The 13,054-nt window shown below is 33.3% G+C and carries 11 protein-coding genes and 1 tRNA gene; 4 read left to right on the forward strand and 8 right to left on the reverse strand.

Annotated features, from left to right (window positions below):
- The first annotated feature begins 2 nt into the window (after positions 1–2).
- Positions 3–761 carry a C40 family peptidase gene (locus tag HA146_RS08465; RefSeq protein WP_209109106.1) on the forward strand — a complete coding sequence of 253 codons (759 nt, stop codon included), beginning with the start codon at positions 3–5 and terminating at the stop codon, positions 759–761.
- A gap of 56 nt (positions 762–817) precedes the next feature.
- On the opposite strand, the gene HA146_RS08470 is transcribed toward HA146_RS08465, so the two are convergent.
- Both HA146_RS08470 and HA146_RS08475 read right to left on the reverse strand, forming a co-directional pair.
- Positions 818–1,408 carry a photosystem I reaction center protein subunit XI gene (locus HA146_RS08470; protein ID WP_011377153.1) on the reverse strand — a complete coding sequence of 197 codons (591 nt, stop codon included), beginning with the start codon at positions 1,406–1,408 and terminating at the stop codon, positions 818–820.
- 31 nt (positions 1,409–1,439) lie between these two features.
- Positions 1,440–1,553 carry a photosystem I reaction center subunit VIII gene (locus HA146_RS08475; protein WP_209109107.1) on the reverse strand — a complete coding sequence of 38 codons (114 nt, stop codon included), beginning with the start codon at positions 1,551–1,553 and terminating at the stop codon, positions 1,440–1,442.
- A 311-nt stretch (positions 1,554–1,864) separates the two neighbouring features.
- Between HA146_RS08475 and HA146_RS09590 the strand changes: the two genes are divergently transcribed.
- A complete protein-coding gene (locus HA146_RS09590) occupies positions 1,865–2,029 on the forward strand; it encodes a hypothetical protein (RefSeq protein WP_245211347.1) in 165 nt (54 codons plus the stop codon).
- On the opposite strand, the gene HA146_RS08485 is transcribed toward HA146_RS09590, so the two are convergent.
- The 3 genes from HA146_RS08485 to psaA form a co-directional block, all read right to left on the reverse strand.
- Positions 2,022–2,996: a glycosyltransferase family 2 protein gene (locus tag HA146_RS08485; protein WP_209109109.1), complete on the reverse strand. Its 975-nt coding sequence runs from the start codon at positions 2,994–2,996 to the stop codon at positions 2,022–2,024. The genes HA146_RS09590 and HA146_RS08485 overlap by 8 nt on opposite strands.
- A gap of 103 nt (positions 2,997–3,099) precedes the next feature.
- Entirely contained in the window at positions 3,100–5,328 is a 2,229-nt protein-coding gene (psaB, locus tag HA146_RS08490) for a photosystem I core protein PsaB (RefSeq protein WP_209109110.1), read from the reverse strand.
- Between the two features lie 28 nt (positions 5,329–5,356).
- Positions 5,357–7,660, reverse strand: a complete 2,304-nt coding sequence (gene psaA / locus HA146_RS08495; RefSeq protein ID WP_209109111.1) for a photosystem I core protein PsaA — start codon at positions 7,658–7,660, stop codon at positions 5,357–5,359.
- A 334-nt stretch (positions 7,661–7,994) separates the two neighbouring features.
- On the opposite strand from psaA, the gene cobJ reads away from it, so the two are divergent.
- Positions 7,995–9,815 (forward strand): precorrin-3B C(17)-methyltransferase, encoded by a 1,821-nt coding sequence (gene cobJ / locus HA146_RS08500; protein ID WP_209109112.1) that lies wholly within the window; start codon positions 7,995–7,997, stop codon positions 9,813–9,815.
- Positions 9,816–9,904: 89 nt separating this feature from the next.
- Positions 9,905–10,693, forward strand: coding sequence for a TIGR01548 family HAD-type hydrolase (locus tag HA146_RS08505; protein ID WP_209109113.1), 789 nt, complete (start codon positions 9,905–9,907; stop codon positions 10,691–10,693).
- 157 nt (positions 10,694–10,850) lie between these two features.
- Here the strand turns inward: HA146_RS08505 and HA146_RS08510 are convergent, their stop codons facing one another.
- The 3 genes from HA146_RS08510 to HA146_RS08520 form a co-directional block, all read right to left on the reverse strand.
- A complete protein-coding gene (locus HA146_RS08510; RefSeq protein WP_209109114.1) occupies positions 10,851–11,162 on the reverse strand; it encodes a hypothetical protein in 312 nt (103 codons plus the stop codon).
- Positions 11,163–11,652: 490 nt separating this feature from the next.
- Positions 11,653–12,519, reverse strand: a complete 867-nt coding sequence (locus HA146_RS08515) for a hypothetical protein (RefSeq protein WP_209109115.1) — start codon at positions 12,517–12,519, stop codon at positions 11,653–11,655.
- A 427-nt stretch (positions 12,520–12,946) separates the two neighbouring features.
- Positions 12,947–13,035 (reverse strand) — tRNA-Ser (locus tag HA146_RS08520).
- Between the last annotated feature and the right edge of the window lie 19 nt (positions 13,036–13,054).

The raw sequence follows: 13,054 nt of genomic DNA on the forward strand, positions 1-13,054 counted from the left end.
TTATGGAAAATTATAAAGACCCTACCTCACTATTTAAACAAACTAATTTTTCAAAGACTATTTGGTGGAAATTAAAAGTTAACATTTCTGGATATCAAAATGAAACAGAAAATAAATTAGTAACTGAAATTTGTAAAAATAGAATTTTTAAGCTGCTTTATCCAAATATTCATCAAGAAAACAAAAAAATATCAAGGATCCTAGTTCAACTATATGAAGATGGTTACGTCTGTTGGATAAATTTAGATGGATTAATTATTGAGAAATGCGAATTAAGAAAATCTGAGAATATAAACCATGAATACTCCTTTATAAAACAAAAAGTTCCCTTAATTCTAAAATGGATCCAAGATCAATCTAAGTTAACTAATGAATATCTTTGGGGAGGTACATTAGGACCAAATTTTGATTGTTCCGGCTTAATTCAGACTGCTTTTTTCACGCATCATATTCATATACCTAGAGACTCTTATCAAATAAAAAGTTTTTGTAAACACCTTTTTTATTTCAAAGAATTTAACAGAAAACTTCAACCAGGAGACCTCTTGTTCTTCGGAACCAAGAAAAAATGTGATCACGTTGGAATCTACAAAGGAGATGGATTATATTATCACAGCTCTGGGAAAGAGTTTGGAAGAAATGGAATAGGATTAGATGCCATAAAAGATACAAATGATCCAATTTCATTACATTATCAATCCAAACTAATATCAGCAGGAAGAGTAGTAAGAAGATATAGATGGGATAGAACTATTAGATAGCAGTCTGTTTATCAAATTAAAATATTAAATATAATAGCTTCTTTTAAATTTTCAAATTAACCAGTAGTCCAAATATTTTGAATTAATTGCATGATGTTGTTTAAATGCAGTGTTCCTACAAGAAGCCATGCAAAAACTGCACCACCGCAACCGCCTAGCCAAAATCCACTTGTAAAGTCAGCCCACCCTGCTCTAGTAAATAAATCTGCAGGAGGGTTATTAACAGTAGCATCAGGAGGTTGCACATTAGGTGCTTTACCTGGGGCGTTATAAAGAACTAAAAGTGCTGTCAAAATATGAACCGCGCCTATAGCAGCAAGTAATCCTGCGGTTAATGCGAAATCAGAATTTCTTAAAGGACCAGTCATAGTAAATGGACCATATAAGAGATAACCTAAAGCTGCTCCAGTTTCTAAACCTCTAAAATTTGGAGAAATACCTTCTCTATAAAAAGGTAAATTATTTATAAAAACTTTGGTAAAATAACCACTATTAACTGGGGTAGCCAAATTCCCAACAAACGGATCAGCAACAGTTTTAACAGCCCATTGTTCTGCGATACCAATATCTGTAGGCAGGACACTTTGATCTATATATTTTTCTGGAAATTTAGGATTGGCTCCTAATGGTGTTTGTGAATCGCTCATTTTAAAAAAAGGATAATGTGATAATTAATTTTTATTCAGTAGCCGTTATAAATCTGCCTATTAAAACAATAAAAATAGCAGGTGCTACCAAGCCAATCATGGGGACAAAGACCGAAGGCAGAAGATTTGAAAATTCAGATGACATAATTCGTTTAACATCTTTAAACACTTTAGTATTTATCTGATAAATAGTGTTAATTTTATTACTGGATGATATAAAAATTATTAACTTTTTACATGTTAAATTTTTTCGCAATATTACTCATTATTTTTATTGTATTTTTACTATTAATTTTTAAAAAAAGACAGTTTAAAAATGCAATAAATTTTAAAAACTTATCTTCAAATAAACTTATAAATAATAATAAAAATAATATATCTAAAAAGAATAGTTTTTCTTACAAGCGTGAAGATAACATATACTCAGCATTTGATAAAAAGGCTCTAAGAAATACAATGTTTAAACTTTTTCAAAGCCATAAAGAAGATAAATTAAAAGCTTTAAAAATTGCAGAGAAATTAGATGACAAATCAATATTGCCTATTCTTAGAAGAGGTTTAAAAGATACTTCTCCTGAAGTAGTTGAGATTTCAGCTAACTTAATAAGAAATTTTAAGTAAGAGTTGCATTTTTAGTTTTACCTTGAATTTCTCTAATTCTGTAAATTGGTCTATCTTGACTTTCATGATATGTTCTTATTAAAAGTTCACTTAATAATCCAAAGCTAAATAACTGAACCCCAGCAATTCCTAATATGAGTGCAAACATAAGCATAGGGCGATTTCCAATGTCATCTCCCAATATTTTTATAATTAACAAGTAAGAAGTCATTGAAAGACTTATAAAAATACTTATAATTCCAACAAAACCAAATCCATACATAGGTCTAGTCAAAAATTTAGTCATAAACCAAACAGTTAATAAATCCATTAAAACTCTGAAAGTTCTATCAATTCCATATTTACTAGATCCATATTTTCGACTTCTGTGATTAACCTTAATTTCTTTAATTCTAGCTCCTTCAATATTTGCTAAAACTGGTAAAAACCTATGAAGTTCACCATATAGTTTAATATCATCTATTATTTCTTTTTTAAAAGCTTTTAATGAACATCCATAATCATGCAACTTTAAACCTGTTACCTTAGCTATTAATTTATTTGCTATTTTTGATGGGATCTTCCTATTAAGCAATTTATCCTTTCGGTCAAACCTCCATCCACATATCAAATCGTAGCCTAAATTAATTTCAGCAATCAATTTAGGAATATCATTTGGATCATTTTGTAAGTCACCATCTAAAGTAAGGACAATATCACCCTTAGAATTATCAAAACCTGCAGCCATTGCTGCAGTTTGTCCATAATTTTTGCGAAGACAAATAACTGATAATTCTTTGATTTTTAGAGTTAGTTCTTCTAATACTCTTTGAGTATTGTCTTGAGAACCATCATTTACAACAATCAATTCAAAATTTAATTTATTAGTTGCCATTACACTTTTAACTTCATCCAATAAAAAAACAATACTCTCACTTTCATTGAAAACGGGAATAATAATAGAGATGAATTGGTTTATTTTTGACATATTTATTTGATAATAATTCTATAATTTTAACTTAATTTAGAAAAAGAAAATAAACAAAAAAAAATCACCACAAATGTGGTGATTTGTATTATTTAAAGAGATTTTAACCAAACTTACCTGAAGTTGATGCAATTACAAATGCACCAAATGTAAGTATGTTTCCAATCGTGAAATGAGCTAAGCCTACTAATCTTGCCTGAACAATTGATAGAGCAACTGGCTTATCTCTCCATCCAACAAGGTTTGCTATCGGTGTGCGCTGATGAGCCCAAACTAATGTTTCAATTAATTCTTGCCAATAACCACGCCATGAGATCAAGAACATAAATCCTGTAGCCCAAACTAGGTGGCCGAATAGGAACATCCAGGCCCAAGGAGATAATGAATTAACTCCAAATGGATTATATCCATTAATTAACTGTGAGGAATTGAGCCATAGATAATCTCTAAACCAACCCATTAAGTAGGTCCCTGATTCATTAAATTGAGCCACATTACCTTGCCAAATTGTTAGGTGCTTCCAATGCCAGTAGAAAGTGACCCATGCCATGAGATTTAATGCCCAGAACATTGCTAGGTACATAGCATCCCATGAAGAGCTATCACAAGTACCTCCTCTTCCAGGACCATCGCAAGGGAAAGCATATCCTAAATCCTTTTTATCAGGAATTAATTTTGTACCTCTAGCATCTAATGCTCCTTTAATGAGTATTAGTGCTGTTGTATGTAGTCCGAGTGCAATAGCGTGATGAACTAAGAAATCAGCTGGACCAATTGGTAAGAAAGAACTTAAAGCATCTTGTCTATTAATTAGATCCATCCAATAGTGATTTCCTGGCATAGAGTTTGCTGCTATTGTTGCAGAACTCGTAGGATCAGATAATAAAGCATCGAAGCCATACATCATTTTACCTTGAGCAGCTTGAACAAACTGAGCAAAAACAGGTTCAATTAGAATTTGTTTTTCTGGATTTCCAAAAGCTACAACTACATCGTTATGAACATAAATTCCAAGAGTATGGAATCCTAGCAACATTGTTACCCAACTTAAGTGACTTATTAGTGCTTCTTTGGTTCCTAAAACCCTAGCTAAAACATTATCTTTGTTTAATTCTGGATCATAATCACGTACAAAGAAAATAGCTCCATGAGCAAAAGCTCCAACCATTAAGAACATAGCTATGTATTGATGGTGAGTATATAGAGCTGACTGTGTAGTGTAATCTCTCGCAATAAAAGCATATGAAGGAAGAGCTCCCATATGTTGAGCAACTAGAGAAGTGGCAACACCAAGAGATGCTAAAGCTAAACCTAATTGAAAGTGTAGGGAGTTATTTACTGTCTCATAAATTCCATCATGACTAATTCCAAAACTACCTTTATGAGGGTCATTTGGGTGTCTAGTATTATGAGCTTCAGTAATTTCTTTGAGGCTGTGTCCTATTCCAAAAGTATTTCTATACATATGGCCTGCAATTACAAAAACACAACCAATTGCAATATGGTGATGTGCAATATCAGTAAGCCATAAAGCTTCGCTTTGAGGATGTAGTCCTCCTAAGAAAGTAAAGATTGCGGTTCCAGCACCTTCTGAAGTTCCAAATACTTGATTTAAAGAATCAGGATTTTGGGCATATGCTCCCCAATTAAGTGTAAAGAAAGGAGCCAAGCCTGCAGGATGAGGAAGAACTGTTAACCAATTATCCCAACCAACATGCTGTCCTCTTGATTCAGGAATAGCTACATGAACTAAATGTCCTGTCCAAGCAATACTACTAAAACCAAATAAAACAGATAAATGATGGTTTAACTGGGCCTCAGCGTTTTTAAACCAAGCAAGTGTAGGTCTGAATTTAGGTTGTAAATGTAACCAACCAGCAAATAAAACCCAACAAGCTAAAATGCTCATAAAGATTGAAGCTTGGAAAAGTTGCTCGTTAGTTCTCATACCTATTGTGTACCACCAATGGTAAAGGCCTGAGTAAGCTATGTTAACTGGGCCATTAGCTCCAGCTTGTGTCATTGCTTCAGTTATTCCTGCTCCAAAATGAGGATCCCAAATTGCATGGGCAATTGGACGGACATGAGTTGGATCAAGTACAAATTGCTCAAAGTTACCCTGCCAAGCTACATGGAATAGGTTACCAGCTACCCAAAGGGCAATAATTGCCAGATGACCAAAATGTGTTGAGAAAAGCTTTTGATAAAGCTTTTCTTCGGTCATTCCATCATGACTCTCAAAGTCATGAGCTGTTGCTATTCCGTACCATATTCGGCGGGTTGTAGGGTCCTGAGCTAGACCCTGGTTAAATGATGGAAATTTTGTTGCCATTGAATTAAAAAGGTGAAGTTCAGGTTATTTAGCCTAAGCCAAATAGTCGTGCATGGAAGAAAGCCCAAGTAGTTGCTATACCTCCGAGAAGGAAGTGAGCTACACCAACAGCTCTACCTTGAGTAATTGAAAGAGCTCTTGGTTGTATTGTTGGGGCAACTTTAAGCTTGTTATGAGCCCATACTATTGATTCAAATAATTCTTGCCAATAACCTCTTCCACTGAATAAGAACATTAAGCTAAATGCCCATATGAAGTGTGCTGCTAAGAACATCAATCCATACATGCTAATAGCTTCACCATAACTAGTAAGTACCTGAGATGATTGAGCCCATAGGAAATCTCTTAACCAGCCATTAATAGTAATAGCACTTTGAGAGAAGTTTCCTCCTGTTAGTCCCCAAACATCGCTTTGCATTTTCCAAGAGAAGTGGAATATAACTATTGATATGCAGTTATACATCCAGAAAAGAGCTAAGAATACATGATCCCAAGATGAGACTTGACATGTACCACCTCTTCCAGGTCCATCACAAGGAAATCTAAATCCAAGCGAAGCCTTATCAGGGATGAGTCTTGAACTTCTTGCGTAAAGTACTCCTTTAAGTAGTATTAAAACGGTTACATGTATTTGGAAAGCATGAATATGATGGATCATCAAATCAGCAGTGCCAAGTTGAATTGGAGCTATTGCTACTTTTCCACCTACTTCAACTAAACTTCCGTTGAAAACTTCACTTAAAGCTTTTTGAGGTAGTCCCTCAGGAGTACCAGCTAAGATTGAAGTTCCTACAGCAGAAGCTTGAATACTTTGAATCCATTGAGCAAATATTGGTTGAAGTTGAATTGCAGTATCACTAAACATATCCTGAGGTCTACCTAAAGCTCTCATAGTATCGTTATGAATATAAAGTCCAAAACTATGGAAACCTAGCCACATACAAACCCAGTTAAGATGACTGATTAAGGCATCTCTAGCTTTTAAAATTCTATCTAAAACGTTATCAATATGTTTTGCTGGATCATAATCTCTAACCATCGCTATGCCAGCATGCGCTCCAGCTCCAACTATAAATAAAGCTCCTATCCACATATGATGTGTGAATAAACCTAGGACTGTCATATAATCAGTCGCTATATAAGGATATGGAGGCATCGCATACATATGATGAGAAATCAAGATGCTAAGAGAACCTAGAGCTGCAAGGTTTACAGATAGCTGTGCATGTCTACTTTCAGCCATAAACTCAAAAAGACCTTGATGACCTTTTGGTGCCGGGAATAATATTGGATCTCCTTGATGAGCTTCTAATATCTCTTTCATACTTGAACCAATTCCATAGTTAGTTCTATATAAATGACCTCCAATTATCGCAATTACACCAAAAGCTAAATGATGATGTGCAATATCAGTCATCCACAAACTTCCAGTAACAGGGTTCAAACCACCTTTGAAAGTTAAGAAATCTGAGAAAGCGAACCAATTAAGACTAAAGAAATTACCAACTCCACTAGCTAAACCAGGAAAAATCTGACCAATTATTTGTGGATCACAAAGCTGGTGAGGCATTGGCATATCAGCAATAGTTGCTATCTCTTTACCATTAATGACTAGAGGAGATCCAGCGTCAATCGCATCAAGCAATGCGGCTGTTGGGGCGCCAATATGAATACAATGACCTGCCCAAGCTAATGATCCAAGCCCAACCAAACCTGCAATATGATGATTAAGCATTGACTCAACATTTTGGAACCATTCCATTTTTGGTGCCGCCTTATGATAATGATAGATTCCTCCATGAAGCATAAGAGCAGCCATTATTACTGCACCAATAGCTAGAGCCATTAACTCACTTTCGTTAGTAATACCCCAAGCTCTCCACATATGGAAAATTCCAGAGCTTATTTGGATCCCGTTGTAGTCCGCACCAAGATTACCGTTAAGCATTTCTTGGCCAACAACTGCCCAAACTTGCTGAGCGCCTGGTTTAACATGAGTTGGATCAGCTAACCAGCCTGTGTAATTTGAAAATCTTGCTCCATGGAAAAAAGAAGCACTCATCCATATAAAAATGATTGCAAGATGTCCAAAGTGAGCTGAAAAGATTTTTCTTGTTGCTTCTTCAGCATCGCCTGTATGCACATCAAAATCATGTGCATCTGCATGTAAATTCCAGATCCAAGTTGTGGTTTTTGGACCCTTAGATAATTTAGTTGACCAGAAACCTGGCTTATCTAATTTGGCAAAATCAATAGGTCTTGGGTCAGCCTTTACAGGATCTTCCAAAACTTTCTTGTTTTTTTCTCCACTTTCTGGTGGGCTGATGGTCATCTAGCACCTCGAAAATAATTGACATTAAAGCCGATAGATTGATTCTTGCACTTATTTTTAATAATAAGGTTCAAGAAAACGAAATCATTCGGAACTTTAGATATTCGTTTCAAAAATAATAAGCCAAAGATCTTTCGTTATGCATTAACGTAACAAATGTTCTAATGATTGTTACTATATGAATATTTTGTTAAATTCTTTTCTATGAGTGAAATATGAGTATTGCTACTCAGATTTTATATAAATTTCTTAATTTTTTTTTTATATTTCTCATAAAATTTTTCAAATACATTGACAGTATATAATTGCAACATAACAAACAATAATTTCTGATTTGAAAGGAATCGCAATAGGTCTATCTAGTAATTCAAAAGAAATTTTAAAAAGACTTCAAAAAACCGAATTTGTTAACGAGATATATATAGCAAGCTCTTCAAAAAATGATGATATAGAAAATGATCTTGTAAAAATACAAAAGCCTAAGGAAATTTTACTTAAAAAATGGCCAGAACTAGATTTAATAATTTTCATAGGCTCAATTGGTGCATCAATACGTTTAATAAATTCTTTTTTAACCTCTAAAGAGCAAGATCCGGGCGTGATCGTCATAGATAACAAATGTTCTAAGATAGTCCCTTTAATTGGTTCTCATCAATCAAATACAAAAAATATCGCGGATCAAATTTCTAATTTATTTGGGGGCCAAATTATTGAAACTAATAATTCAAATGATCAAAGCTTCTTAAGTCTTGATTCATTTGGGAATCAATGGGGTTGGAAAAGATCAGGGAAAATACAGGACTGGTCAAAACTAGTAATAAATCAAGCTAAGAACGAAGAAATATTTTGCGAACAATTATCTGGTAATAATTTATGGAAAACTTCAGAATCAGGAGAGACTATTAATCAAATTTGTATAAAAGAAGCCGAAAAACCAGATTCTACATTTCATGTGAGCATATTTGAAAATCATGAAACGACTTGGCATCCTCCCGTATTATGGATTGGCATTGGTTGTGAGAGAAATACCAGCAAAGAATTAATAGCAAGTTCATTAAATAATTTCTTGAAGTCAAGAAATTTATCACGGCATTCAATTGCGGGATTTGCAACTGTTGATATTAAAAAAGATGAGAAAGGAATTTTAGAACTTGCTGAGGAAAATAAGTTACCTATCAAGTTTTTTTCTAAAGAAGATCTTTCAAAAATAATTGTTCCAAATCCTTCAATTGTTGTGCAAAATGAAATTGGCACCCCTTCTGTAGCAGAAGCTTCTTGCTTACTGGCAGCAGGAGGAGAATCAAAATTACTAGAAGAAAAAAGAATCTTTAAAGGTAAAGATTTTCCAACAATTAAATCAGGTGCAGTAACTATCGCTGTAGCAGAATCAAAAAATCAATATTATCCAACAAATGGCGAAATTCATATTATTGGAAGTGGGCCTGGAGATATCTCCTTCATAACCAATAATGCAAGAAAAGCACTTTCAAGATGTACTGTTTGGATTGGATATAAGATGTATTTAGATTTGATTAAACCCTTAAAAAGGAGTGACCAAGTTTTAGTTGAAAGTAAACTTACTCAGGAAAAGGAAAGATGCGTTAAAGCAATTACATTAGCCGAGGAAGGAATAAAAGTAGCTTTAATTTCGTCAGGTGAATCGGGATTCTATGGAATGGCTGGTTTACTTTTGGAGTTACTTCAAAAAATCAAAAAAGAATATAGACCTTACTTTGAAGTACATCCTGGTATAAGTAGCGTTCAATTAGCGGCTGCTCTTAGTGGAGCACCACTAATGAATGACTTTTGTTCAATAAGCTTAAGTGATAAATTAACTCCATGGTCGTTAATAGAAAAAAGAATTGAAGGAGCTCTGGTAGGTGACTTTGTAATAGCTTTATTTAATCCTCAATCTATTGAAAGAAATTGGCAGCTAAAAAGTGTAATAGATATATGTTTGAAATCTAGGCATGAGGATACTCCTGTTTTAATAGCTAGACAAGTTGGGAGAGAAAACCAATCCAAAAAATTTTTTACTTTAAACAGAATTCCTTTTAAAGAGGTTGATATGTTATCAATCATTATTATTGGCAATTCTCAAACTAAGTTAGTAGATGAAATATTTCTCACTCCCAGAGGATATTTACAAAATTAAGTTTAGATAAAAAGTAAATTAGCTAAACATTTGTTTTTGCTTTTTTTTAATAAGAATACTAATCTTTTATAAAAAGGAATAAAAATTCATTGAAAAATATTGGTTTAATTTTATTTGACATAGATGGTGTTATACGCAGCGTTGAGAATAGTTATAGACTTGCATTAAAAAAAACAGTTTACAAATTTTCTGGGTGGGAGCCAAGTTATGTAGATATTGATAATGCCAAAAATGAAGGGATTTGGAATAATGACTGGGATTTAAGTTTAGAGCTTATAAAAAGATGTAAAAGAAAGGAGAATTTAAACCTTGAAATACCCCCAAGAGAAGAAATCGTTAAATGTTTTGAAAAGTTTTACTTTGGAGGAGATCCAAATAAAGATAGTAAGTATTGGTCTGGATTTATAACGAATGAGGAGTTATTAGTAGATAAAAAGTTTTTTGATTTATTAGAAAGCAATGGAATAATTTGGGGTTTTGTGAGTGGTGCAGAGTCTGCTTCAGCAAAATTTGTTTTAGAAAAAAGACTTGGACTTAAATCACCACCATTAATCTCTATGGGAGATGCCCCTGATAAGCCTGATCCAAGAGGTTTTATTAATTTATCAAAAAAGCTTCTTGGAGATAAACTTGGCGCATCTAATATTCCCATTGCATATGTAGGAGATACTATTGCAGATATAAATACAGTTATAAACGCTAGAAAGGAAATACCATCTCAGAAATTCATAAGTATTGGCATATCTCCCCCTCATTTACATTTAAAAACCCTATCAAAAGAACGTAATTTATACGAAAAAAATCTAGAAAAAGCTGGTGCTGACATAATTTTAAGTTCTATTAATGACCTTAAAAATATTAATCTTGACTTATTGTAAAAAATAAATTAAGAAATTCTTCTAAATTAATTACGGAGAGGGATGGATTATGCGAACACCTCTATGTCTAGGTATTGCAAGGATAGTCATAATAGAAGATAGAGAAAATAACATTTTTCCGACAACACTTGAACCATTCTTTAAGGAGGCAATCTAATTACTTTCCTATTTGTGAACCCACACCTTTGTTATTGAGTTCCTTTTGATATGCCTCTTTGCTTGAGAGTAAGATCTCGTTAATCGAGAATTTATTAAATAATGACTTTCCTATTTGTGAAACCACATCTTTGTTATTGAGTTCCTTTTGATATGCCTCTTTGCTTGAGAGTAAGATCTCGTTAATCGAGAATTTATTAAATAATGACTTTCCTATTTGTGAAACCACATCTTTGTTATTGAGTTCCTTTTGATATGCCTCTTTGCTTGAGAGTAAGATCTCGTTAATCGAGAATTTATTAAATAATGTCATTCTTATTTGTGAAAATTGCTTTGTAGATGATCACTTAAGTTCTCAATTCTTTTATAACGCATAACAATTTGCACTTCAACTTTGTGAGATTTTTTTTGAAAATCTAAATATCGAACTTTTTGCAATTAAATCTGGACACCACACTACTGCGTCTGTAGTGGGGTTTTTTGTGCAAATTTTTTTCCGATAACATTTCCGACAACAAATTTGGGTTTGGATTAACAATCTAACCTATAAAAAACAAATCATAAGTTGCTCTAATTCTTTTAACTGCAATTATTTTGACCCTTTCTGACGTTATCTGAAACTAATAAAATACGGAGAGGGAGTGAAGGGAAGCCTGTCTGTTTTGGACAAAATGGGATGAAATGGGACAAGATAGTGCGATTTTTTAGAAATTTAGAGGTTCTGTTACCCCATTCGTTACCCTTAATATGACTTCAAAAGTTGATGATTTCAGACTTAAAAGTTATATATCAAAGATGATTATTTATTCAAATGTAGTAAAAGAAGGTAAAAATGGACCTGTACTAAAATATCCCACTTCACTATCATCCATACCGCTCCACGGTACAACGGCTAACCCTTTGTTTTTGATAGTAAAGCTTACTTCTAACCCTTTAGTTGAGGTAGTTATTATTACTGGATTTGTAGGTTTAAAACTACCAAAAACTCGATTAGAAGTTCCACATTGTTCTGGAGTAGTAGCCACAAAATTTCCACTAGTTATATGAGAAAGAACAGCTTTCACTGTTCCTACCACATCACCAGAAGTATAAGTATCCACTGAAGCCATTTTCCTATTATTTGCAAGGGGTTCACATTCTACCCCTTTTTCAAAATCTATTACTTTATTACCCCATTCTGTATATTCTGAAAGAACTTTAGTTGCAGTTCCATCTGAACTAGAATAAAAGGGTACATCATTTATTAATTGACTACCTTTAAGAACAAAGGTATTACTTAATTTTACATATGCATATGGATAATTTCCAACAGGTGGTCTTGTATCCTTGCCAATAAGAGCTTGTGGAGCTCCTATTGTTGAGAGGTCAACCAAGGTTCCATTCTCTGCCTCAAATGTTTTAGCACAAGTTGATAAATCAATTTCATAATCTGATGTAATATTGTTGCCGCTTCCTGTTGTACCTGATAGAGGGTCATCAGTACATAATCCAAGTTCATAAATTCTGGTTTTATAAATTACTGGCGTTTTCATACAACTACTTGGAAAAGTATCTGGATTTTCCTGACAAGTATTAGCTTTAACTACAAGGTTCGTATCAAAAAGAAAACCTAAAAGAACTATTGTAGTTCCAGTTATTATTTTAAAATTATTACTTGTAAAATTTTTCATCTAAAACAATTAATAGAATTTTCAAATTAGTAAATGCTTTCTCCTGCATTAAAACAAAATCTTTTATTAATTAATCTTTAGTAATTACGAGATTAACCATAATTTTTTTTGATAACTTTAGCAGAAGTAAATTTATATAATTAAAATAAATCTTAAAATATACCTAAAAGGTAATATTAGTTACCACTAAGAAATAAGTCGGGAAAAAGACAATGAACCTAAATAAATAACCTCTACTCTTCTAAATTACTTATTTACACTTCTAAAGCAATTTTTTGGTGAAATTACGTATTCCGTGACCCTAACCGTTACCCCTAATTTAATTTTCATATGGGACGATATGAATACCTCTAGGAAAAAAATCCCCTATTTTTGGGAATTTCATCTGTTTTTGGACAATATTGGACTACTTGAACTTCTAATTCTACGGAGAGGGAGGGATTCGAACCCTCGACAAAAGTTACCTCCTGTAACTCCTTAGCAGGGAGCCGCTTTCAACCACTCAGCCACCTCTCCAGTTCTTATACATTATCAA

Source organism: Prochlorococcus marinus CUG1416 (assembly GCF_017695965.1).
Lineage (GTDB): Bacteria > Cyanobacteriota > Cyanobacteriia > PCC-6307 > Cyanobiaceae > Prochlorococcus_A.

Coding starts and splice junctions, on each gene's coding strand:
- HA146_RS08465 (WP_209109106.1), top strand. CDS start 3: ATGGAAAATTATAAAGACCCTACCTCACTATTTAAACAAACTAATTTT.
- HA146_RS08470 (WP_011377153.1), bottom strand. CDS start 1,408: ATGAGCGATTCACAAACACCATTAGGAGCCAATCCTAAATTTCCAGAA.
- HA146_RS08475 (WP_209109107.1), bottom strand. CDS start 1,553: ATGTCATCTGAATTTTCAAATCTTCTGCCTTCGGTCTTTGTCCCCATG.
- HA146_RS09590 (WP_245211347.1), top strand. CDS start 1,865: ATGTTTAAACTTTTTCAAAGCCATAAAGAAGATAAATTAAAAGCTTTA.
- HA146_RS08485 (WP_209109109.1), bottom strand. CDS start 2,996: ATGTCAAAAATAAACCAATTCATCTCTATTATTATTCCCGTTTTCAAT.
- psaB (WP_209109110.1), bottom strand. CDS start 5,328: ATGGCAACAAAATTTCCATCATTTAACCAGGGTCTAGCTCAGGACCCT.
- psaA (WP_209109111.1), bottom strand. CDS start 7,660: ATGACCATCAGCCCACCAGAAAGTGGAGAAAAAAACAAGAAAGTTTTG.
- HA146_RS08510 (WP_209109114.1), bottom strand. CDS start 11,162: ATGACATTATTTAATAAATTCTCGATTAACGAGATCTTACTCTCAAGC.
- HA146_RS08515 (WP_209109115.1), bottom strand. CDS start 12,519: ATGAAAAATTTTACAAGTAATAATTTTAAAATAATAACTGGAACTACA.